Source organism: Pantoea sp. Morm, from assembly GCF_016643525.1.
Classification (GTDB): domain Bacteria; phylum Pseudomonadota; class Gammaproteobacteria; order Enterobacterales; family Enterobacteriaceae; genus Pantoea; species Pantoea dispersa.
Genome location: NZ_VOQX01000022.1, coordinates 18,763 through 43,703 on the forward strand (window position 1 = coordinate 18,763; position 24,941 = coordinate 43,703).

General features: G+C 62.0%; 9 protein-coding genes. 8 read left to right on the top strand and 1 reads right to left on the bottom strand.

Annotated elements, in window-relative coordinates:
* Positions 1-53: 53 nt before the first annotated feature.
* The 5 genes from FT726_RS10185 to speB all read left to right on the top strand — a co-directional run bounded on the left by FT726_RS10185 (position 54) and on the right by speB (position 19,023).
* Positions 54-13,043 (top strand): Ig-like domain-containing protein, encoded by a 12,990-nt coding sequence (locus FT726_RS10185; protein WP_346302774.1) that lies wholly within the window; start codon positions 54-56, stop codon positions 13,041-13,043.
* Between the two features lie 71 nt (positions 13,044-13,114).
* Positions 13,115-14,566, top strand: coding sequence for a TolC family outer membrane protein (locus tag FT726_RS10190; protein WP_031279469.1), 1,452 nt, complete (start codon positions 13,115-13,117; stop codon positions 14,564-14,566).
* Positions 14,563-16,746, top strand: coding sequence for a type I secretion system permease/ATPase (locus tag FT726_RS10195; RefSeq protein WP_346302775.1), 2,184 nt, complete (start codon positions 14,563-14,565; stop codon positions 16,744-16,746). The genes FT726_RS10190 and FT726_RS10195 overlap by 4 nt, the downstream gene beginning before the upstream one ends.
* Positions 16,746-17,969 (top strand): HlyD family type I secretion periplasmic adaptor subunit, encoded by a 1,224-nt coding sequence (locus tag FT726_RS10200; RefSeq protein ID WP_369974314.1) that lies wholly within the window; start codon positions 16,746-16,748, stop codon positions 17,967-17,969. Before FT726_RS10195 ends, FT726_RS10200 begins: the two co-directional genes overlap by 1 nt.
* 133 nt (positions 17,970-18,102) lie before the next feature.
* Positions 18,103-19,023 (top strand): agmatinase, encoded by a 921-nt coding sequence (speB, locus tag FT726_RS10205; protein WP_021506644.1) that lies wholly within the window; start codon positions 18,103-18,105, stop codon positions 19,021-19,023.
* A 198-nt stretch (positions 19,024-19,221) separates the two neighbouring features.
* Here speB and FT726_RS10210 read toward each other — a convergent pair whose 3' ends face one another.
* Positions 19,222-19,977, bottom strand: coding sequence for a M48 family metallopeptidase (locus FT726_RS10210; RefSeq protein ID WP_021506645.1), 756 nt, complete (start codon positions 19,975-19,977; stop codon positions 19,222-19,224).
* A gap of 273 nt (positions 19,978-20,250) precedes the next feature.
* Between FT726_RS10210 and tkt the strand changes: the two genes are divergently transcribed.
* From tkt to pgk, 3 genes are all read left to right on the top strand, one after another.
* On the top strand, positions 20,251-22,242 hold the full coding sequence (gene tkt / locus FT726_RS10215) for a transketolase (RefSeq protein WP_058757105.1): 1,992 nt from the start codon (positions 20,251-20,253) through the stop codon (positions 22,240-22,242).
* A 398-nt stretch (positions 22,243-22,640) separates the two neighbouring features.
* Positions 22,641-23,660, top strand: coding sequence for an erythrose-4-phosphate dehydrogenase (gene epd / locus FT726_RS10220; protein ID WP_058771543.1), 1,020 nt, complete (start codon positions 22,641-22,643; stop codon positions 23,658-23,660).
* A 51-nt stretch (positions 23,661-23,711) separates the two neighbouring features.
* A complete protein-coding gene (gene pgk, locus FT726_RS10225) occupies positions 23,712-24,875 on the top strand; it encodes a phosphoglycerate kinase (RefSeq protein ID WP_021506648.1) in 1,164 nt (387 codons plus the stop codon).
* The last annotated feature ends 66 nt before the right edge of the window (positions 24,876-24,941 follow it).

Below are 24,941 nucleotides of genomic sequence, written 5' to 3' on the forward strand. Positions count from 1 at the left end.
CGGCCGTTTTTATGGATGCCATTAAGCTTATAACTGCGCGGGATATCGATAAAATGAACAATATCTCTGTAACGCCTAAAGGCGGAACGATTGCTACTGAAGTGAGCGGTAATCAGGTTAATTTGACTGCTCCCAGTGTGGTTAAGCTCAACCTTAATCAGGCTGATATTAAGTCTTTCACACGCAATGGTAGTGATTTAGTGGTCACCACTAAATCCGGTGAAGTCGTTATTATTCATAAATTCTACGATGCTAACGGCGACAGCGATCTGGTGCTGCAGGACGACAAAGGCGCGCTGTGGTGGGTGGAAGATCCCGGCACAGAAGGCTTCCAGTTTGTCTCTATCGACAGCACGGAAGGGCTGTTAGCAGAAAACGTCACGGGTGACGGAACACTAACCGCCTTTGGTATCGCCGGCGCCGCGCTGGCCGGTATCGGTGCGCTGATCGCCGGTAACAACGGCGGTGGCGGTGGTGGTGGCGGGGATAACGGCGGCGGGGATAATGGCGGCGGCGGTGATACCACGGCTCCGGCGGCAGTCAGCGATCTGCTGATCACGGATAACGCGGGCAGCGTGCAGGGCGCTATCACGGGCGGCACCAGCACCGATGACAACACGCCTACGCTGAGCGGTACGGCCGAAGCGGGGACCATTGTCAGTATTTACGACGGCACCACGCTGCTGGGCACGGTCACCGTCGGTGCCGATGGCCGCTGGAGCTTCACGACACCTGCCCTGGGTGAAGGGCAGCACAGCCTGACGGTTACCGTCACCGATGCGGCCGGCAACACCAGTCCGGCCACCAGCCCGGTTGATTTCACTGTCGATACGCAGCCACCGGCAGTGGCCACGGACGTGTCCCTGACCAACAACAGCGGCGGCAGCACCACGCCGGTACCAAACGGATCGAGCAGCGATGACAACACGCCGACCCTGAGCGGCCGCGGTGAAGCGGGCGCTGTCGTCAGCGTTTACGATGGTCAGACGCTGCTCGGCACCGCGCTGGTGGGCGCGAACGGCAACTGGAGTTTTACCACGCCAGCGCTGAGCAATGGCAGCCACAGCCTGACCGTGACGCTGACGGACGCTGCCGGCAACGTCAGCGCTGCGTCCTCTCCGTTTGTGGTGACGATTCAGGCGGGCCTGCCGTCAACCAGCAGTTCGCTGCAAATTACCGACGATAGCGATGCCACGCTGCGCACGCTGAGCGATGGCGCCAGTACTAAAGACAGCACGCCGGTGCTGAGCGGCCTGGCGAGCGCTAACGCCGTCATCACGCTGTACAACGGCACCACGCTGCTGGGCAGTACTATTGCCGACGGCAGCGGTCAGTGGCGCTTCACTCCCGCCACGCTGGCAGATGGTACTTACGCGTTCCGCGCAGTTGCCACCGACGCCGCCGGTAACGTCACCACCTCCGTCACCCTGACGGTCACCATTGATACCGTGGCGCCCGGCGCGGCAGGCGATCTGCTGCTGACCGGCGACAGCAATGGCACGGTGACGCCGATTGCCGCCGGCGGCAGCAGCAATGACAACACGCTGGTGCTGAGCGGCACGGCAGAGGCCGGCAGCACCGTTACGGTACGCGATGGCAACGTCGTGCTCGGCACGGCGATCGTCGGCAGTAACGGCAGCTGGAGCTTCACCACGCCAGCGCTCAGCGACGGCAATCACAGCCTGACTACCACGGTAACCGACAGCGCCGGCAACACCGGTCCGGCGTCAGCGGCTATCGTGGTCACCGTCGATACCACCGTACCGGCGGCGATCGGCGATCTGCAGGTGATCGACAACGTGGGTGCCAGCCAGGGCCCGCTGACGTCGGGCGCTACCACCGATGACAACACTCCTACCCTGAGCGGCAGCGGCGAAGCCGGTGCGCTGATCAGCATTTACGACGGCAGCACGCTCCTGGGCAATACCCTTGTCGGGGCCAACGGCAGCTGGAGCTTTACCACGCCAGCGCTCAGCAACGGCAGCCACAGCCTGACCGTTACGCAAACTGATGCGGCGGGCAACGTCAGCAGCGCGACCGCGGAATTTGTGGTCAATGTGGACGCTGCGCTGCCGCCCGCCAGCGCCAGCATTGAGCTGGTGGGCGACAGCGGCAATACCCTCGTCTCACTGCAAAACGGCGCCGTCACCAATGACGACAGCCCGACCCTCGCCGGCCTGACCCGGGCGGGTAGCCTCGTCCGCATCTTTGACGGCGGCGATCTGCTCGGCAGCACCACCGCCGACGGCAATGGGCAGTGGAGCTTTGCCCTGAGCAACCTGAGTGAAGGCGGCCACGCGTTCAGCGCCACCATTACCGACGTTGACGGTAATGTGATTGACACCGTCACCCTGAACATTACGGTTGATACCACGCCACCGGCGGCAGCCAGCGATCTGGCACTGCTGAACGATGCCGGCAGTACCGCACAGCCGGTGACAGGCGGCAGCGCGATCAACGATGCGACACCGCTGCTGAGCGGCACGGCGGAAGCCGGCAGTATTGTCACGATTCGCGATGGCAACACCGTTCTCGGTAGCGTCAGCGTGGGCAGTAACGGTAGCTGGAGCTTCACCACGCCAGCGCTGGGCGAGGGCAATCACAGCCTGAGCACCACGGTGACCGATGCCGCCGGCAACGTCAGCCCGGCATCAACGCCGATCGCCTTTAGCGTTGACACCACCGCGCCTGCCGCCGTCAGCGGCCTGCAGGTGACGGATAACGCGGGCAGCGCCACCGGCGCGCTGGCTTCCGGCCAGACCACCGACGATCGCACACCAACCCTGAGCGGTTCGGCAGAAGCGGGCGCGGTGGTGCGTATCTATGACGGCACCACGCTGCTCGGTAGCGTGACCGCCGCCAGCAACGGCAGCTGGAGCTTTACGCCAGATGCGCTCACCAACGGACAGCACAGCCTGACCACCACGGTGACTGACGCGGCCGGCAACGTCAGTCCGGCATCGCCGGTGTTCACGGTCAACATTGAGGCGGGCGTGCCGGCCACCAGCAGCCTGCTGATTGTCACCGATGATAACGGCAGCACGCTGGTCGAACTGGCCAATAACGACAGCACCACCGACAGCACGCCGATTCTCAGCGGCCAGGCCGGGGCGGGCGATCTCGTCACCCTGTACAACGGCAGCACGGTTTTGGGCAGCGTGGTCGCGGGCAGCAACGGCCAGTGGAGCTTCACGCCAGCAGCGCTGGCCGACGGCACCTACGCATTCCGCGCCAGCGCCGATAACGGCAGCGGCACGGTGACGGATTCGCCGGTGATCACCATCACCATCGACACCGTCGCGCCCGCGGCACCGACAGGCATCCAGCTGACCAACGATGACGGCGATCCGCTGGGCACAGGCAGCACTAACGTCTCTGCGCCAACCCTGAGCGGCAGCGGTGAAGCCGGCGGTGTGGTCATTATCTCTGATGGCGGTACGGTGATTGGCAGCACCACGGTGGGCAACGATGGCAACTGGAGCTTCACCACGCCGCCCCTCAGCGATGGCAGCCACAGCCTGACCAGCACCGTGACCGATGCGGCTGGCAACACCGGACCGGCGTCAACACCGGTAACCGTCACCGTCGATACGCAGGCACCGGCGGCGGCAGGCAATCTGCAGCTCAGCAATGGCGACGGCACACCGGTTGCCGCGGGCGGCAGCACCAATGACACCACGCCAACCCTGAGCGGTACCGCTGAACCCGGTAGCACGGTGACCGTCAGCGACGGCGATACGGTGCTGGGCACAGCGACGGCAGGCAGCGACGGCAGCTGGAGCTTCACCCCGACCGATCCGCTGAGCGAAGGGCAGCATAACCTGACGTCCACCGTTACCGACACGGCGGGCAATACCGGGCCGGGCAGTACGGCGGTGATTGTCATCGTCGATACCAGCGCCCCTGCTGTGGCCAGCGAGCTGCTGCTCAGCAACGACCAGAGCGGTACACCGGTGCCGGTCAGCAATGGCCTCACCAATGACACCACGCCGGTGCTCAGTGGCCGCGCGGAACCGGGCAGCACCGTGACCATTTCCGATGGCGATACGGTACTGGGCACCGCCACCGTCGGCAACGACGGCAGCTGGAGCTTCACCGCACCGGTGCTGGCAGCGGGTGACCATAGCCTGACGGCGACGGTGACCGATACCGCTGGCAATACCAGCGAACCCTCGGCCGCCCTCAGCTTCACCATCGATACCACCACGCCAGCCGCGCCGGGCAATGTGCAGCTCAGTGATGATCAGAGCGGCACGCCGGTGCTGATCACCAGCGGTGCCACTAACGACACCACGCCGGTCCTGAGCGGCAGCGGCACCGCCGGCAGCACCATCACCGTCTCGGATGGCAATACCGTGCTGGGCACCACCACGGTCAACGACGACGGCAGCTGGAGCTTCACGCCAGCCACCGCGCTGGGCGAGGGGCCGCACAGCCTGACGGCGACCGAAACCAGTCCGGCTGGCAATACCAGCGCACCTTCTGCTCCGCTGGAGGTGAACATCGATCTCACCGATCCGGCGCCCGCCGCAGACTTGCTGCTGGTTAACGATCAGGGCGCAACGCCGCTGCCGATCGCGGCGGATGGCGTCACTAATGACACCACGCCGCTGTTCAGCGGTAGCGCGGAGCCGGGCAGCCTCGTCGCGATTTACGACAATGGCAGCGTGATTGGCTCGGCGCAGGCCGATGCAAACGGCAACTGGAGCTTCACGCCGGATCCGGCACTGGAGGCGGGCACGCATAGCCTGACCACCGTTGTCACCGACACGGCGGGCAACAGCGGGCCGGTGTCTGATGCGTTTGATTTCACAATCGATCTCACCACGCCGTCTGCCGCCGTTGATGTCGTGCTGAACAACGATAACGGCGAGACGCTGCAGCCGATCAACAGCGGCACCGCGACCAACGACACCACGCCGCAGCTGAGCGGCACCGCCGATGCCGGCAGCACCGTCACCATCCTCGATGGCAACACGGTACTAGGCAGCGTGCTGGTGGGGGCCGGTGGCACATGGACCTATGCGGTACCGACGCTGAGCCAGGGCGAACATAGCCTGACCACGACGGTTACCAGCCCGGCGGGCAACGTTAGCGCACCGTCCGCGGCGATTGATTTTACCGTGGATACCACGGCACCGGCCGAGCCGACCGGCCTGCTGCTGGTGAACGATGAGGTTGATCCGGCCGTACCGGTGGCCTCTGGCGGGGCGACCAACGACACCACACCAGTGTTGAGCGGTAGCGCCGAGCCTGACAGCGTGGTGATCGTGCGCGACAACGGCGTGATCATCGGCTCGGCTACCGCCGGCAATGACGGCAGCTGGCGCTTCACGCCAGATACCGCCCTGGAAGCGGGCAGTCACAGCCTGACGGCCAGCGTCACCGATCCGGCAGGCAACGTCGGGCCGGAGTCCGCGCCGTACACCTTCACCGTTGATCTTACGCCACCGGCAGCGCCAGTGGACGTGGTGCTGAGCAATAACGATGGCAGCACGCTGGTGGCGATTGCCGCCAATGGCGCGACCAACGACACCACGCCGCAGCTCTCCGGCAGCGCCACGGCGGGCAGTATCATCACTGTCTACGATGGCGACAGCACGACGCCGATCGGTTCGGTGACCGTGGGCGCCGATGGCAGCTGGCAGTTTGTTACCGGTACGCTGGACGAGGGCGATCACAGCCTGACGGTAACGGTGACTGATGCGGCGGGTAACGTCAGCGATCCTTCCGCGCCGATTAGCTTTACCGTGGATACCACGGCGCCGGACGCGGTCGTCGATCTGCTGCTGGTGAACAACAATGTCGATCCGGCCACGCCGATCGCCTCAGGCAGCAACACCAATGACAGCACGCCGCTGCTCAGCGGAACGGCGGAGCCGAACAGCACCATCATCGTCTATGACGGACAGACGCCGATCGGCACGGCTACGGCAGATAACGACGGCGCATGGACCTTCTCACCTGAACTGACCGATGGCTCGCACAGCCTCAGCGTGACGGTCACCGACGTCGCCGGCAATGTCAGTGCACCGAGCGCCAGTGTGGCGATCACCGTCGATACCGTAGCACCGTCGGCGGTCACCCAGCTGAGCGTCGCCAGCGACAATGGCAACGGCGATCCGGTCACCATCCCGAACGGCGGCTTAACCAGTGACAACACGCCGGTGCTGAGCGGCAGCGGCGATCCGGGCAGCCTGATTGTGATTACCTCGCAGAACGGTCCGGTGGGCAGCGTCACCGTGGGCAGCAGCGGCAGCTGGAGCTTCACGCCGGCCAGTGCGCTGAGTGACGGCAGCTACACCTTAACCGTTGTGGCGCGCGACGCGGCGGGCAACGTCAGCGCGCCGGTCACGGCACAGCTGGTGATTGATGCCACCGCCCCGGATCAGGTGACGGAAATCAGTCTCTCCAATGACAACGGCAGTGCGCTGGTAGATATTCCGTCGGGATCGACCACCAGCGATACCACGCCGTTGCTGGCGGGCGTTGCTGAGCCGGGCAGCACGGTGAACATTCTGGATAATGGCGCGCCGATTGGTACGGCGATTGCGGGCAGTGACGGCGCGTGGAGTTTCAACGTGCCAACCCTCACCAACGCGGCGCACAGCCTGACGGTGACGGTCACCGATGCGGCCGGTAACACCGGGCCGGCGTCGGCACCGATTACCTTTACCGTGGATAGCCAGGCTCCGGCCCAGGCCACGCTGGAAGTGAATAACGACAACGGCACCGATCTGGTACTGGTGCCCGATGGCACCTTTACCAATGACAACACGCCACGCCTGAGCGGTACGGCGGAGGCTGGCAGCCTGGTGACCATTTACGATGGCAATGTGGTGCTGGGTTCGACCACCGCCAATGCGGACGGCGAATGGGTGTTCCTGTCGCCCGTGCTCACCGATGGTCAGCACACCCTGACGGCCACGGTGACGGACAGCCTCGGCAACGTCAGTGCGCCGTCTTCCACCTTTACCGTTCAGGTTGATGCTACGCCGCCGCAGCCGGTCAGCGCCGTGCTGCTGCAGAATGACAACGATCCGGATAACCTTGTCACCATCGCCAACGGTGGCGCCACCAACGACAACACGCCGCTGCTGAGCGGCAGCGGTGAGCCGGGTGGTCTCGTCAACGTGTACAACGGCAACGTGCTGGTGGGGTCGGCGACGGTGGACAGCGAAGGCAACTGGAGCCTGAATACGTCGCCGCTGGATAACGGCAGCTATACGCTGACGGTCGTCGTCAGTGACAGCGCGGGTAACGTCAGCGACCCGGTGAGCGTTGGCGTGACGGTTAACACCGTCGGGCCGGATCCGGTGCTGTCGTTTGAGGTCAACGCCAATAACGGTCCGACCGCACTGCCGCTGGTGGATGGCAGCTTTACCAACGACACCACGCCGGTACTGAGCGGAACGGCGCAGGCCGGTGCCATCATCAATCTGCTGCAGGACGATACGGTGATTGGCTCGGTGGTCGCCGATGCCAATGGCGTATGGCGCTTTGAAACCAGCGCGCTGCAGGATGGCAGCTACGCCTTCTCGGTGCAGGTGGTGGATGCCGCTGGCAACGTCAGCGAGCCGGTGGGTCCGGTGAACATCACCGTCGATACGCTGGCGCCAGACGCGGTTCCTGACCTGGTGGTCGCCGATAACGTGGGCGGCACGACGGGCCCGCTGGATGACGGCGCGTCGACCGATGACAACACGCCAACCCTGAGCGGCACGGCAGAAGCCGGTAGCACGGTGAGCATCTACGATGGCACCACGCTGCTGGGCACTGCGCTGGCCGGCTCGGGCGGGGCCTGGAGCTTTACGACCGCGGCGCTCAACAACGGACCTCACAGCTTCACCGTGACCGTCACCGATGCGGCGGGCAACGTCAGCACGGCGACGCCGGCGTTCAGCCTTGACGTGCAGGCCGATCTGCCGCCAGCCACCTCGACGCTGCAAATCACTGACGACACGGGCACGACGCTGGTGACGCTGGCAGACGGCGCGGTAACCCGCGACACCAGGCCAACCTTCAGCGGCTCTGCCGAACCCGGTCAGCTGATTCGTATTTATGACGCTAATACGGATGCGGTAATCACCAGCGTTACGGCGGATGCTAACGGCCAGTGGAGCTATACGCCAACGTCACCATTAGGTGATAACAGCTACGCCTACTATGTCACCGCGCAAAACCCTGGCGGTGATGAGGGGGCGCCATCGGCTACCCTCGGCTTCACCGTGGATACCACCGCGCCGGCGGTGGCCGCTGATGTGGTGATCAGCAACGATCGCAGCGGCACGGCGGTGCCGATTAGCGACGGCAGCGTCATCAATGACAACACGCCGGTACTCAGTGGCAGCGCCGAAGTGGGCAGCCTGGTCACGGTGTACGATGGCAACACCGCTATCGCGTCGGTGGTGGTGGGCGCAGGGGGAAGCTGGACGCTGACCACGCCAGCATTGAGCGAAGGGACGCACGCGCTGAGCGTGGGCGTCAGCGATGCGGCGGGGAACAGCAGCGACCGCACACCGGCGCTTAGCTTCACTGTGGACAGCATCGCACCGAACGCTTCGACACTGGTCATCACCAACGATGATACCGCGCAGCCGGTGCTTAACGGCGGCTACAGCAGCGATGCCACGCCAACCCTGAGCGGTGTAGCGGAAGCGGGCAGCACGGTCACCATCCTCAACAATGGTGATGTGCTGACCACGCTGACCGTGCCGTCCGGCGGCAACTGGAGCTACACGCCAGCGACAGCGCTGAGTGAAGGATCGCACACCCTGAGCGTTTCGGTGACCGATGCGGCGGGCAACGTCAGCACCAGCACCAGCGCGACGGTGATCGTTGATACCCTGGCGCCGGACGATCTGACGCTGACGGCCAGCAACAACAACGGCAGCACGCCGGTGACCATTGCTGACGGCGGTACCACTAATGACAACACGCCACTGATACGCGGTGTGGCAGAAGCGGGCAGCGTGGTGACGATTCGCCTTGATGGCGATGTGGTGGCCTCGCTGACGGTCGGCAGCAGCGGTAACTGGAGTTACACCTCTGCGGCACTGAGCGACGGCAGCCATACCTTCAGCGTCACGGAAACGGACGCGGCGGGTAACACCGGCGAGGCGCTCAGCGTGACGCTGATCGTTGATGCGACGCCACCGCTGGTGGCCACCAACCTGACCATCACTAACGATGTTACCGGCGTCAGCATACCGGCTGGCGGCGCGACTAACGATACCACGCCAACGCTGAGCGGCAGCGCCGAGGCCAACACCACGGTTAGCGTTTATGACGGCAATACGCTGCTGGGCACGGCGCTCGTGAACGGCAGCGGCGCGTGGAGCTTTGTCTCGCCGACGCTGGGTAACGGCGCGCATGCGCTGAGCGTGGCGGTCACCGATGCGGCGGGCAATACCGGCCCGCGCACCACGCCGGTGACTATCACCGTCGATACCGTTGCGCCGGGCGCGGCCACGCTGGTGGTCACCAGCGACGTCAGCGGCAGCGTCATCCCGAATGGCGGCGTCACCAGCGATACCACGCCGGTGCTGAGCGGCCGGGCGGAGGCGGGCAGCATCGTCACCGTGCTGGATGGCACCACGCTGGTCGGTTCCGCGCTGGTGGGCAGGGACGGCAACTGGACGCTGACGCCAGCCACGGCGCTGAGCGAAACGCTCCATACGCTCAACGTCACGGTCACCGATGCGGCCGGTAACGTCAGTGCCACTACCAGCGCCACGCTGGTGATCGACGCCACGCCGCCGGTAGCCATCACCGGGCTGGCAGCGGTGAACAACAACGGCAGCACGCCGGTGGCGATTGCGGCGGGGGGCGTCACTAATGACAGCACGCCACGCCTGAGCGGCACGGCGGAAGCCAACAGCATCGTGACCATCCGCGATGGTGATACGGTGCTGGGTTCGGTTACCGCGGCCAGCAACGGCAGCTGGAGCTTCGTCACCGCCACCTTGTCTGACGGTTTACACACCTTCAGCGTGACGGCCACCGATGCGGCCGGCAATACCGGTCCCGCAGCGTCCCTTGCGCTGACCGTCGACACCGCGCCGCCGCTGGCGGCAACCGGACTGACGCTGACCAACGACGTCACCGGTGTGGCTATCGTTAATAACGGGGTCACCAACGACAGCACGCCGACGCTACAGGGCACGGCGGAAGCGAACGCGATTGTCACGGTTTACGATGGCAACGCGCTGCTCGGAACGGTGCAGGCTAACGCCAGCGGCAGCTGGAGCTTCGTCTCGCCGACGCTGAGCAATGCCGCCCATGCGCTGAGCGTGACGGTGACCGACAGCGCGGGCAACGTCAGTCCCCGCTCTGAGGTGATTAACCTCACCGTGGATACGGTGGCGCCAGCGAACACCAGTCTCACCATTATTAATGATGCGACCGGTGCCACCATCGTCAACGGCGGCGCGACCAACGACACCACGCCAACGCTGCGCGGCAGCGTCAGCGCGGCGGAGGCCGGGGCACGCGTCACCATTCTGGACAACGGTCTGGCACTGGGCACGGCGATTGTGCAGGCGGACGGCAGCTGGAGCTTCACGCCACTGGCGGCGCTGAGCGCCGGTCCGCACCCGATCACGGTGACGGTAACGGATGCCGCAGGTAACGTCAGCGGCACCACCGCGGCCACGGTGATCATCGATACCACGGCACCGGCGGCCATCACCAATCTGCTGGCGCTCAACAACAACGGCAGCACGGCGGTGACCATTCCGAATAATGGCGTCACCAACGATAGCACGCCGCTGCTGAGCGGCAATGGCGAGGCGGGCGCGCGCATCACGGTGTACGACGGCACCACATTTCTGGGCACCACCACGGTGGGCAGCAACGGCAGCTGGAGCTTCGTGGTAGGTAACGCGCTGAGCAACGGCAGCCACACGCTGAACGTGACGCAGACCGACCCGGCGGGCAACGTCAGCCCGCAGGTGTCGACCACGCTGATCGTCGACACCGTGGTGCCGGTCGCCAGTACGCTGACCATCATTGATGACATCAGCGGTACGCCGGTGACGCTGGCGAACGGTGCCTTTACGCGCGATACCACGCCAACGCTGCGCGGCACCACCGAAGCGGGTGCCGTGGTCACCATCTACGACGGTGCCAGCGCCATTGGTTCTGTGACCGCGGGTAGTGATGGCAGCTGGAGCTTCACCACCGCCACGCTGGCGAACGGCGCGCACACGCTGAGCACCACGGTGACCGATGCGGCGGGTAACGTCAGCACCGGCAACATCACGGCGACGGTGAATGTCGATACCCTGCCGCCAGCGGCGGTAAGCGGGCTGGCGATCAACAGCGCCGGTACCCTTGTCACCGGTAGCGGTGAAGTGGGGGCCACGGTGACGGTGCGCGATGCCAGCGGCAACGCGCTCGGCACCACCACGGTCGGCAGCGGCGGCAACTGGTCGGTGACGCTCACCACCGCGCAGATCACCGGTGCGCCGCTCTCGGTGATCCAGACGGATCGCGCCGGTAACGTCTCGCCGGGGGCCTCGCTGACCGGTGCGATTCGCATCGTGGCGACCAACGACAGCAACGAGGTGGATTACACCAGCACGCAGGCAACGGTGAACAACGGTACGGTCAACTCGTCGCACACCGCGCTGCTGACCGTGGGGCTGGGTACGGTACTCAATGCCAGCGTACTGAACAACGGTAATGCTTACCTGTTCAGCGTGGGTAACGATGACAGCCGTACCGTGACGCTCAACGGTTCGGTGACCAGTCTCGGCGTGGCCGCCAACTATTCGTTAAACCTGTACGAACAGCAGGCGAACGGCTCGTGGCAGTTGATCAGTATTAAGACCAACTACATTAACGCGCTGCTGACGATCGGTACGCTGAAAGGGGCAAACGTCACCTACACCGGACTGGGGACCGGCAACTATGCGGTGGTGGTCGCAGCCACCACCAACATTAGCGTGTTGCCAACCACCACGGTAAGTACGGTGTCGGATTTCACCACGCTGGCGGTCACCACCGCCGCGACGGTCACCGGTAACCTGCTGACCAACGACACCAGCTCCATCGCCGGGACGATTCCGTCCGGCACGGCGGTGGCGTCGGTGGGCAGCAGCGCGGTGGCGTCCAGCGGCAATACGGTGATCAACACCACCTACGGTACGCTGACTATTGATGCGAAGGGTAACTACACCTACACGCTGAAGGCCGGGCTGGATATCGATACCCTGCCATCCGCAGACACCTTCACCTACTCGGTGCGGGATGCCAGCGGTGCAGTGACCTCGGCGACGCTGACGGTGACGCTGCATAACGGTGCGGCCACCGCGCTGTTCGCCACCACCAGTCTGGCGGCGGAAACCACCACCAGCAGCGAGCATGATGCCAGCGGCAGCATCTGGGGAGACAGCAATGTCAGCCACAGCGGCACGCTGAGCATCCTCAATGAGCACGGCGATCTCACCACCGTGAGCAGCGTGGGCAGCACGGCGGTGGCCGGGGACTTTGGTGTGCTGACCATCGCCGCCAACGGTAGCTATACCTATACCCTGAACGCGGATGTGAATATCCAGAACATCACGCATAAGGAGGTGTTTACCTACACCCTGGCGTCGTCCGACGGCACCATCACCAGCAACACCTTTACCATTGAGCTCCACCCGACCATCACGGGCAGCGCCGCGGCTGACAGCCTCACCAGCAGCGCCTACGACGACACCATTACCAGCGGTGCCGGCGCAGATACGCTGGTTTACCACCTGCTGAGCAGCGCAGATGCCACCGGCGGCAACGGTCACGACACCTGGACCGACTTCAGCGTCGCGCAGGGTGACAAGATCGACGTCAGCAGTCTGCTGATCGGCTGGAATGATTCCACCAGTAATATCAATGATTTTGTGAAAGTGGATCATACCGCGGACGGCAATACGGTGTTGTCGATTGACCGTGACGGCAGCGGCACGGGGTACAGCAGTACGCAGCTGATTACCCTGGAAGGCGTAAACGTCTCACTGGAGGAGTTGCTGCAGCAACCGCATCAAAACCACACGGCTTAGTGGGTGTAACGCAGGGAAGCATAACGGGCACAGGGAGGTGCCCCTTTCTCTCTTTTACTGGTGAACAATCGATGGATCTGATGCAATCAGGCGCAACAACTCGCCGTACCTGTAAGCTCAGCGCCCTGTGTGCTGGCATTGTGTTTTTTCACAGTTCTCATCTTATGGCTGCCAGTGATGCCGTGACGCAGGCGGGGCGCATAACCTCAGCCGGTCTGGCGCAGCAGCAGGATCTTCCCTCCTTAACCGGTCAGGTGGCCGAACCCGCGCTGGCTAACGTGCCGGATACCTTAACCCTTAACCAGGCCGTACAGCGCGCCATCCAGTGGCATCCGGACATCGCGCAGGCGATTGGCAAAATGCTGGAGCAGGCCAGCCAGGTCGATGTGGCGCAGGCCAAATACTATCCGCAAATCAGCGCCGGCATGAACAACGGCTACAGCAACGCCTACAGCGAAAAAGGCTTCAGCCCGTCATTTGTGCTGTCGGTATCGCAGATGCTGTATGACTTCGGCAAAGTCAGCAGTTCGGTGCGCTCCGCCGAAGCCGGAGTGGCGCAGGAGCAGGCCAGCGTGCTGGTGAGTATTGATACCGTCGCGCACGACACCGCCGCTGCGCTGGTGCAGGTGCAGGGCTATCAGCAGCTGGTGAAGATCGCCCAGGATCAGCTGACGGCGCTGAGTAAGATTGGCGATCTGGCGCGTCAGCGCAATGAAGAGGGGGCAGCATCGCTCTCGGACGCCACCCAGACCGACGCGCGTATCGAAGGGGCGCGCACCACGCTGACCCAGTATCAGGCCAGCCTCAACCGCTGGCGTGCCACGCTGGCCAGCTATCTCGGCTGGCCGCTGGTGAAAAAGGTCAGCGATGCGTTTCCGCCCAGCCTGACGCGCGCCTGCGCGGTGGGCAAAGCTGACGACAAATCCAATCCGGCGGTGCTGGCGGCGTGGGCGCAGGCGCGGCAGGCGCAGGCTAAACTGGATAACGCCAACGCGCAGAATTTACCCACCATTTCGCTGGAACCGCAGGTCACGCATTACCTCAACAATCACTACTCCGGCAGCGAAACGCTCGACCGCACCCAGTATTCCGCGTTCGTCAAAGTTGAGATGCCGCTGTATCAGGGCGGCGGCATTACCGCGGCGCGCGATGCGGCGGCCAGCGCGCTGCAGGCGGCCAATGCGGCGGTGAACTCGGCGCGCCTCAAAGCGCAGCAGCAGCTCAGCGAATCGCAAACCGAAGCGCTGAGCCTGTCGCAGAGCCTGGCGATCATGTCGCGTCAGCAGACGCTGGGCGAGAAGACGCAGCAGCTGTATCAGGATCAGTATCTGCAGCTCGGCACCCGTCCGCTGCTGGACGTGCTCAACGCCGAACAGGAAGTGTTTCAGACGCGCTTCGCCATGCAGCAAACCATCAGTCAGTTACGTTCACTGCAGCTCGACTGCTTATACAGCACCGGGCAGATGCGGTCAGCGTTTGCGCTGAATAACCAGCGCATCCAGTCCGTGGAGATCCAGCCATGACGCAATTACAGATTCCGGACGCCTCCAATGGCAATCCCGCCAGCGCCGCCGGTGGCGAGGTGCCGCTGCACGGCTGGGCCACCGCCATTATTCTCATCGCGACCCATTATCGCCTGCCGTGCTCGCCGGGCATGATCATGGCTGCCAGCGAATGGCAGGGCAAACAGTCACGTGATAAAGCGCTGCGCCATCTGGCGCGTCAGGCCGGGCTGTCGCTGCAGCTGTATGAAGAGCATCAGTGGGAGATCAGCAGCTGGCGCTTGCCGCTGGCGGTGGAACTGAGCGACGGCCAGGTTGGCGTCATCACCAGCTTTGATGGCGATGACACGGTGCGCGTGCACCTGGCCGGCGATGAACAACCGGCGCCGATCGCGCTGAACACGCTGCTGCCGCAGATCCGCTACGCCGCGGCGCTGCGTCCGGTGACGGCCGCCAAAGATAGCCGTGTCGATCGCTATCTCGCCACGGTCAGGCCCGACTGGCTGCGCCGTCTGGTGCTGCACGACATGCGTCCTTACGGCTACGTGATGCTGGGATCGTTCCTGATCAACCTGCTGGCGCTGGTCGGCATCATCTTCTCGATGCAGGTGTACGATCGGGTGATCCCGGCGCAGTCGTACCCCACGCTGTACGTGCTATATATCGGGGTGATCCTCTCGGTGGTGTTCACCTATATTCTGCGCGTCGGTCGCGATCACGTCACCGATCTGCTCGGCAAGCGCGCCGATATGCGCGTCTCCGACCGCGTGTTCGGCCACGCGCTGCGGCTGCGTAACAGCGCGGTACCGCGATCGACCGGCACCTTTATCTCGCAGCTGCGCGAGCTGGAAGCGGTGCGCGAAATGGTGACGTCGACCACGGTGACGGCGATCGTCGATATGCCATTCTTCCTGCTGTTTATGCTGGTGATGGCGATCATCGCGCCGCAGCTGGCGTGGATCGCGCCGGTGGCGGTGCTGCTGATGATCCTGCCCGGCGTGCTGAGCCAGAAAAAACTGGCAAAGCTGGCGCAGCAAAACCTGAAAGAGTCGACGCTGCGCAACGCGGTGCTGGTGGAGAGCGTGCAGGGGCTGGAAGATATCAAGCTGATGCAGGCGGAGGATCGCTTTCTGCAGCAGTGGAACAGCTATATCCGCATCACCGCGCAGTCGGGCGTCGAGATGCGCAAAGTGATGCATGCGCTGATTAGCTGGGGCGTCACCATTCAGGGGCTGGTGTACGCCAGCGTGATCGTGGTCGGGGCGCCGATGGTGATCAACGGCGACATCACCACCGGGGCGATTGTCGCCGCGTCGCTGCTGTCTTCGCGCATGATTGCGCCAATGGCGACGCTGTGTGGCGTGCTGGCGCGCTGGCAGCAGGTAAAAGCGGCGAAGAGCAGCCTCGATGCGCTGATGAATCTGCCGGTGGAGAACAGTAAAGACGAAACGCGCATTCACTGTCCGGTGCTGTTTGGCCACTACCAGTTCACCGATGCCATGTTCCGCTACTACAGCGATTCGCTGACGGTGGCGCTGCGCATCAAGACGCTGACCATCAAGCCGGGTGAGCGCATCGCCGTGCTGGGGCGCAACGGCTCTGGTAAATCCACGCTGCTGCAGGCGATGGCCGGCGGCATGGATCTGGTGGGCGGCGAGCTGCGGCTGGACAATCTTAGCCTGCCGCATATTGATGTCGCGGACGTGCGGCGCAACGTCGGGCTACTGACGCAGAACGCGCGGCTGTTCCACGGTACGCTGCGGGAAAACCTCACCATGGGCGCGGCGCACGCCACCGACGAGGCGATTTTTGCCGCACTGACGGTCAGTGGCGGGGCCGATTTTATTCGTCGTCTGCCGCTCGGGCTCGATCATCCGGTCATGGAGGGCGGCGTCGGGCTGTCCGGCGGCCAGCGCCAGTCGCTGCTGCTGGCGCGCATGCTGCTGCGCGATCCTAATATCGTGCTGCTGGATGAGCCGACCGCTTCGCTCGACGATCATACCGAGAGGGATTTTATTGAGCGGCTGGGTGCCTGGCTGAATGGCCGCACGCTGATCGTGGCGACGCACCGCGCGGCAATTCTGTCGCTGGTGGATCGCATACTGGTGCTGAAAGAGGGGCAGCTGGTAATGGACAGCCCGAAAGAGAACGCGCTGCCGGCACCGCGCGCCAGCGGAGCGGCGGGGGAGGGACAGCCATGATGAAACAATTGCCGGCAAAACTGCGGCTGGTGACCGCCGCGGAAGTGGATTCGTCCGACGATCTGCTCGGCGAACTGAAATCGGAAAGCCACTATACCGGCGCAGTGCGGCTGATCGTCATCAGCACCGCGCTGATCGTGGTGGCGCTGGTGTGGGCGTGGTTTGGCATGCTGGATGAGGTCTCAACCGGCACCGGGAAGGTGATCCCCAGTTCGCGCGAGCAGGTGCTGCAGTCGCTGGAGGGCGGCATTCTCACGGAACTGTATGTGCATGAGGGCGATCGCGTGCAGGCCGGGCAGATCGTGGCGAAACTGGATGCCACACGCTCGCAGTCCAGCGTCGGCGAGAGCGCGGCGCGCTACCGGGCCGCGCTGGCAGCGGCCTCGCGCCTGCGTGCGGAAGTGAACGATGATCCGCTCACGTTTCCCGCCGAGCTGAAGGGCTACCCGGATCTTATCGCGGCGGAAACCCGGCTGTATAACACCAAACGCGCCCAGCTCAATGATGCAACCCGGCAGTTTAAGGAGTCGCTGGCGCTGGCTAATCGCGAACTGGCGATCACCCAGCGGCTGGCGAAAACCGGTGCCGCCAGCAGCGTGGAAGTGCTGCGCTTACAGCGCGATAAGTCCGACCTGGAGCTGAAACTTACCGATATGCGCTCGCAGTATTATGTGCAGGCGCGCGAAGAGCTGGCGAAGGCCAGCGCCGAAGCCGACAGCCTGGCGCAGGTGATTAAAGGGCGCGAAGATACCGTAACGCGTCTGACCATCCGCGCGCCGATGCGCGGCATCGTGAAAAACATCAAAGTCTCGACGGTGGGCGGGGTGATTCCGCCCAACGGTGAGTTGATGAACATCGTACCGATGAACGATCGGCTGCTGATTGAAGCACGCCTGTCGCCGCGCGATATTGCTTTTATCCATCCCGGCCAGCGCGCGGTGGTAAAAATCTCCGCTTACGATTACGCCATCTACGGCGGCCTGAACGGCGTGGTGGAAAGCATTTCGCCGGATACCATCCAGGACGAAGTCAAACCAGAGATTTACTACTACCGCGTGTTTATTCGTACTGATAATGACTATGTGCAGAACAAGGCTGGCCGGCGCTTTGCCATCAGCCCGGGCATGGTATCCACCGTGGATATCAAAACCGGCGAGAAGAGCATCATGGATTATCTGGTCAAACCGTTTAACAAGGCCAAAGAGGCGATGCGCGAGCGCTAATTGCGATGCGCGGCAATCTCGGCGATAATCACGCCCATCAATCCCTTCCTCGTCGGGCCTAACGACGCGGAGGGGATTTTTTTCATCTATACCTTAACTGGCTAACCGATTTAAGGATTTAAGAGGACTCGTTATGTACAACACGCTGGGCAATCAGTACGACAACTCCCTGGTTTCTAACGCCTTCGGTTTCATGCGCTTTCCGCTGAACTTCCAGCCTTATGACAGCGACGCCGAGTGGGTGATTACCGGTGTGCCGTTTGATGCCGCAACGTCAGGCCGGCCAGGCAGCCGTTTAGGGCCGGGTGCGATCCGTCAGATCTCCACTAACCTGGCGTGGGAAGGCTGCCGCTGGCCGTGGGATTTCGATCTGCGTCAGCGCCTCAACGTGGTGGACTGTGGCGATCTGGTGTACGCCTTCGGCGATTCACAGGATCTGTCCGACAAGCTGCAGGCGCACGCGGAAAAACTGCTGGCGAACGGCAAGCGCATGCTGACTTTTGGCGGTGATCACTATGTCACACTGCCGCTGCTGCGCGCGCACGCTAAACACTTCGGCAAGATGGCGCTGGTGCACTTCGATGCGCATACCGATACCTACTCCAACGGCCCGACTTTTGACCACGGCACCATGTTCTACACTGCGCCGCAGGAAGGGCTGATCGATCCGCAGCATTCGGTGCAGATTGGTATCCGTACCGAGTTCGATAAGAGCCTGGGCTTCAACGTGCTGGACGCCGCGCAGGTTAATGACCGCAGCGTGGACGACATTCTGGCCGAAGTGAAGCGCACCGTGGGCGATCTGCCGGTGTACCTGACGTTTGATATCGACTGCCTCGATCCGGCCCACGCGCCAGGCACCGGTACGCCAGTGATTGGCGGCCTGACCAGCGATAAAGCCACCAAGCTGATTCGCGGCCTGCAGGGTATGAACATTGTGGGGATGGATCTGGTGGAAGTGGCGCCGGGCTACGATCACGCCGACCTGACCTCACTGGCCGCTGCCACGCTGGCGCTGGATATGCTGCACGTGCAGGCGGCGAATAAAGGTTAAGCAGCGGTGCGGACGGCTGCCCTCACCCTGACCCTCTCCCCCAGGAGAGGGAACCGATCGAGCGGGCGGTGAGAACAGCACGGCCTGCTCCCTCTCCCGCGTGCGGGAGAGGGAAGCGATCGAGCTGGCGGTGAGAACAGCACGGACTGCCCCCTCTCCCGCGAGCGGGAGAGGGCTGGGGTGAGGGGAAAACGGCGACTACTTACCATCCGCCGCGATGCGGTCGCGAATATGCTGCGCGCGCGACTCAGAATCCGGATGCGAGTCAAACATCGAACTCTGGCGGCCCTGATCCAGCTTCGCCAGCTTCTCGAAGCTGGTCGCCAGACCAAGCGGATTAATGCCGCGCTTCTTCAGCAGATCGTACGAATAGTCATCCGCCTGCGACTCCTGGGTCTGTGAGAACTGCGCGTTAACCAGCTTCTCGCCCATTTCGCCCAGTTGTGACTGCGACAGCGAACCAATCACGCCACCCACCGACGCCGCAGCATTGCGTGCCGCCGTGGTCGCGAAAGCCACCTGCATCGCTTTGCGCGTGTGGCCGAGCGCGACGTGGCCCATTTCATGGCCGAGCACGCCTTCCACTTCGTTGTCGCTCATCATATCCATCAGACCGCTATAAACGCGGATACAGCCATTCGCCATCGCCCAGGCGTTGACGTCTTTGGTCAGATACACCTTGTAGTTGGCCGGTACGCCGTTGATGTTATCGCCCAGCGCGGCGGCGATTTTGTTCAGCCGCTGCTGATAGCTGCTGTTGGCCGGCGCCAGCTGGTTCTCTTTATCCATCTGGGCACATGACTGATCGCTCAGCTCTTTAACCTGGGCGTCATTCAGTGAGTAAGCCTGAAACGCCTGCGCGCCGGACTGCAACAGTGCGTTATTATCCATTCCTTCGCAGCCGCTCAGCAGCGAAACCATTCCCAGCGCGACAACCATGGCGCGAATTTTCATATCAGCATCCTTTGAGTAACAAGTAGAGAAAACAAACACCTGAAAAACCACGCAGGTGTTTAAACGCATTGGTTATAGCGTGCCAGGGGCGGATTGGCTAGCAGACAGGCCCCGAAATGCAACCCTGAACCGCAGATTTAGCATCCTGATACATGTACTTTTGCCCCGATTTTCATGTACATTGATGTGCGACTTTTTTCTCGCTTCGCCTTATAACTCATTAATTACAATCAGTTAAGCGTGGCGGAGCATTAATCCGACCTGGAGTAGAAGATGCCCTCTCGTAAAGAGCTTGCCAACGCCATTCGCGCGTTAAGTATGGATGCAGTACAGAAAGCGAAATCGGGACATCCGGGTGCCCCAATGGGCATGGCCGATATCGCTGAAGTGCTGTGGCGTGATTTCCTGAACCACAATCCAACTAACCCGCTGTGGGCAGATCGCGACCGTTTCGTGCTGTCCAACGGCCACGGCTCGATGCTGATTTACAGCCTGCTGCACCTCACCGGCTATGACCTGCCGATGAGCGAGCTGCAGAACTTCCGTCAGCTGCACTCTAAAACCCCAGGTCACCCGGAATACGGCTACACCGCAGGCGTAGAAACCACCACCGGCCCACTGGGTCAGGGCATCGCGAACGCCGTGGGCTTCGCCATTGCTGAGCGCACGCTGGCGGCGCAGTTCAACCGTCCGGGCCATGACATCGTCGACCATCACACTTACGTGTTCATGGGCGACGGCTGCATGATGGAAGGCATCTCACACGAAGTGTGCTCCATCGCCGGTACCCTGAAGCTCGGCAAGCTGGTGGCGTTCTATGACGACAACGGCATCTCTATCGACGGTCACGTGGATGGCTGGTTCACCGACGACACCGCCAAACGCTTCGAAGCCTACGGCTGGCACGTGGTGCGTGGCGTGGACGGTCATGACGCCGACGCGATCAAGAAAGCGGTGGAAGAAGCCAAAGCGGTCACCGACAAGCCATCGCTGCTGATGTGCAAAACTATCATCGGTTTCGGTTCCCCGAACAAAGCCGGTACGCACGATTCGCACGGTGCCCCGCTGGGTGACGACGAAATCGCGCTGACCCGTAAACAGCTGGGCTGGAACTACGCGCCATTTGAGATTCCTTCTGAAATCTACGCACAGTGGGATGCCAAAGAAGCCGGCCAGGCGAAAGAGAAAGCCTGGGACGAGAAATTTGCTGCTTACGCCGCTGCGCATCCGGAACTGGCCACAGAGTTCAAACGCCGCGTGAACAACGAGCTGCCTGCTAACTGGCAGGCGGAATCGCAGAAGTTCATCGAGCAGCTGCAGGCTAATCCGGCAAAAATCGCCAGCCGTAAAGCGTCGCAGAATGCCATCGAAGCTTTCGGTAAGCTGCTGCCAGAATATCTGGGCGGCTCGGCTGACCTGGCGCCAAGCAACCTGACCATGTGGTCTGGCTCGAAGCCGATTAATGAAGATGCCGCAGGCAACTACATTCATTACGGCGTGCGTGAGTTTGGTATGACTGCCATCGCCAACGGTATCGCGCTGCACGGTGGCTTCCTGCCGTACACCGCAACCTTCCTGATGTTCGTTGAGTACGCGCGTAACGCGGCACGTATGGCGGCGCTGATGAAAATCCGTCAGGTGATGGTTTATACCCACGACTCTATCGGTCTGGGTGAAGATGGCCCGACGCACCAGCCGGTTGAGCAGATGGCCAGCCTGCGCACCACCCCGAACATGAGCCTGTGGCGTCCGTGTGACCAGGTGGAATCTGCGGTGGCGTGGAAATACGCTATCGAGCGCGTTGACGGCCCATCAGCCCTGATCTTCTCGCGTCAGAACCTGGCGCAGCAGGATCGTAGCGCTGAGCAGCTGGCTAACGTGGCGCGCGGTGGTTACGTGCTGAAAGATTGCGACGGCACGCCGGAGCTGATTCTGATTGCGACCGGTTCTGAAGTTGAGCTGGCGGTCGGCGCTTACGAGCAGCTGAGCGCGGAAGGTCGTAAGGTGCGCGTGGTGTCCATGCCGTCTACCGATGCGTTTGATAAGCAGGATGCGGCTTATCGTGAGTCTGTGCTGCCGAAAGCAGTTGGCGCACGCGTTGCTATCGAAGCCGGTATTGCGGATTACTGGTTCAAATACACCGGCCTGCACGGTGCCATCGTTGGCATGACCACCTTCGGTGAGTCAGCGCCAGCTGAGAAGCTGTTCGAAGAGTTCGGCTTCACTGTGGCCAACGTGGTGAAAACCGCGAAATCGATTCTGTAATTTCGCGTATTCCGTCGCGCCGCTGCGCGTTGTAGCGGCGCGATTCATCGCGCATTTCTGTTGCCATCCTCATGCTTAACCACGCGCAATAAATTGCGCCGCGACACCGATGTGCAGACCGACGGTCCTGTTATCGCCTGAACCTGAAACGGTTCAATTATTCCTGCAGTAATAATTGTCATTGCCTGAATTTGTGACGCAGATCGAATAATCAGCAGCACAGTTGATCGCAATCATTCCTGTTATTCCTTCCATGCTTTATTCTCGCTGAACCGTTTCAGTTGCAGCCGTGTGCTCTCCGTCAGCAACCGTAACCGGGCAAGAATTCCCTGTACAAAACGCAGCGAAACGCTCAAGGTATTTGGCACGTTTTTTCAGGTGTGGCTGCAGGAAGTGAGATGACCATTCGTATCGCAATAAATGGTTTTGGTCGTATCGGGCGCAACGTGTTGCGTGCGCTGTATGAAACCGGTCGCCGGGCGGAAATCACCGTAGTGGCGATTAACGAACTGGCGGAAGCGGCTGGCATGGCGCATCTGCTCAAGTACGACACCAGCCACGGCCGCTTTGCCTTTGAGGTCCGCCAGGAGCGCGATCAGCTGTGGGTTGGTGACGATACCATCCGTATCCTGCATCAGGCGGAGATTGCCGCGCTGCCGTGGCGCGAGCTGAATGTCGATATCGTGCTGGACTGCACCGGCGTGTACGGCAGCCGCGACGATGGTGAAGCGCATCTGCAGGCTGGCGCGAAGAAAGTGTTGTTCTCGCATCCCGGCGGCAACGATTTGGATGCCACCGTAGTGTTCGGCGTTAACGAACAGGCTCTTAAACAAACTGACCGCATTGTCTCCAACGCATCCTGCACCACCAACTGCATTATTCCGGTGATCAAGCTGCTGGATGACGCCTTTGGCATTGAGTCGGGCACCGTGACCACCATTCACTCGGCGATGCACGATCAGCAGGTGATTGACGCGTACCACAGCGACCTGCGCCGTACACGTGCCGCCAGCCAGTCGATCATTCCGGTCGATACGCGTCTTGCCGCTGGCATTACCCGTATTTTTCCGAAATTTAACGATCGCTTCGAGGCTATCGCGGTGCGCGTGCCGACGATCAACGTAACCGCCATTGATCTGAGCGTTTCGGTGCGCCAGGCGGTGAAGGCGTGTGAGGTCAACGCGTTGCTGCAAAACGCGTCAGAGGGGGCATTTCGTGGTATAGTTGACTATACGGAATTACCGTTAGTCTCAGTAGATTTTAACCACGATCCGCACAGTGCCATAGTGGACGGCACGCAAACGCGGGTCAGCGGTCACCACCTGATCAAAACCCTGGTCTGGTGTGACAACGAATGGGGCTTTGCTAACCGCATGATCGACACCACGTTAGCAATGGCCGCAAGCGGTTTCAGGTAAGACGCGGACTGCGTCTGGCAAAACTTATGAGAATCAACGAGAGGGTTCACCATGTCTGTAATTAAGATGACCGATCTGGATCTTGCTGGTAAACGCGTTCTGATCCGTGCCGATCTCAACGTACCAGTGAAAGAAGGGAAAGTGACGTCAGATGCACGTATTCGTGCTTCTCTGCCTACCATCGAAGCGGCGTTGAAACAGGGCGCGAAAGTGATGGTTACCTCTCACCTGGGTCGCCCGACCGAAGGTGAATACAACGAAGAGTTCTCCCTCCTGCCGGTTGTTAACTACCTGAAAGAAAAACTGAACGGCACTAACGTGACCCTGGCGAAAGACTACCTCGACGGCGTTGAAGTGGGCGCGGGTGAACTGGTAGTGCTGGAAAACGTTCGCTTCAACAAAGGCGAGAAAAAAGACGACGAAACCCTGTCGAAGAAATATGCCGCGCTGTGTGACGTGTTCGTCATGGATGCATTCGGCACCGCGCACCGCGCGCAGGCATCCACTCACGGCGTGGGCAAATTCGCTCCTATCGCCTGCGCCGGTCCGCTACTGTCTGCCGAACTGGAAGCGCTGGGCAAAGTGATGAGCAATCCACAGCGTCCGCTGGTCGCCGTGGTGGGTGGTTCTAAAGTGTCGACCAAATTCGACGTGCTGCAGTCGCTGGTGAAAATCGCTGACACCGTGATTGTCGGTGGCGGTATCGCTAACACCTTCGTGGCGATCGACAACAACGTCGGCAAATCGCTGTATGAGCCAGACTTCGTTGAGGCCGCTAAAGGCCTGCGCGACCAGTACGGCATTCCGGTACCGACCGATTCACGCGTCGGCACGGAATTCTCCGAAACTGCCCCGGCAACCGTGAAAAAGGTTTCCGAAGTAGCGGATAACGAAGAAATTATGGACTTCGGTGACGAAACCGCACAGAACATGGCGAAACTGCTGAAAGACGCAAAAACCATTCTGTGGAACGGTCCGGTTGGCGTGTTTGAGTTCCCGAACTTCCGTAAGGGCACCGAAATCGTTGCCAACGCTATCGCAGACAGCGACGCGTTCTCTGTTGCCGGCGGCGGTGATACCCTGGCGGCTATCGACCTGTTCGGTATCGAGGACAAAATCTCCTACATCTCTACCGGTGGCGGTGCGTTCCTCGAGTTCGTGGAAGGCAAAAAACTGCCGGCAGTTGCCATGCTGGAAGAGCGCGCGAAGCAGTAATTTTTGGGGGCAGCGCTTCGGCGCTGTCTGAAGGCTTGCCCGCTGTGGGCGAACAGATCGCATTCC

Excerpts from the sequence above, each read along its gene's own strand:
- FT726_RS10185 (WP_346302774.1), top strand. The coding sequence starts at position 54 with ATGAACAATATCTCTGTAACGCCTAAAGGCGGAACGATTGCTACTGAA.
- speB (WP_021506644.1), top strand. The coding sequence starts at position 18,103 with ATGTACAACACGCTGGGCAATCAGTACGACAACTCCCTGGTTTCTAAC.
- epd (WP_058771543.1), top strand. The coding sequence starts at position 22,641 with ATGACCATTCGTATCGCAATAAATGGTTTTGGTCGTATCGGGCGCAAC.
- pgk (WP_021506648.1), top strand. The coding sequence starts at position 23,712 with ATGTCTGTAATTAAGATGACCGATCTGGATCTTGCTGGTAAACGCGTT.
- tkt (WP_058757105.1), top strand. The coding sequence starts at position 20,251 with ATGCCCTCTCGTAAAGAGCTTGCCAACGCCATTCGCGCGTTAAGTATG.
- FT726_RS10200 (WP_369974314.1), top strand. The coding sequence starts at position 16,746 with ATGAAACAATTGCCGGCAAAACTGCGGCTGGTGACCGCCGCGGAAGTG.
- FT726_RS10190 (WP_031279469.1), top strand. The coding sequence starts at position 13,115 with ATGGATCTGATGCAATCAGGCGCAACAACTCGCCGTACCTGTAAGCTC.
- FT726_RS10210 (WP_021506645.1), bottom strand. The coding sequence starts at position 19,977 with ATGAAAATTCGCGCCATGGTTGTCGCGCTGGGAATGGTTTCGCTGCTG.
- FT726_RS10195 (WP_346302775.1), top strand. The coding sequence starts at position 14,563 with ATGACGCAATTACAGATTCCGGACGCCTCCAATGGCAATCCCGCCAGC.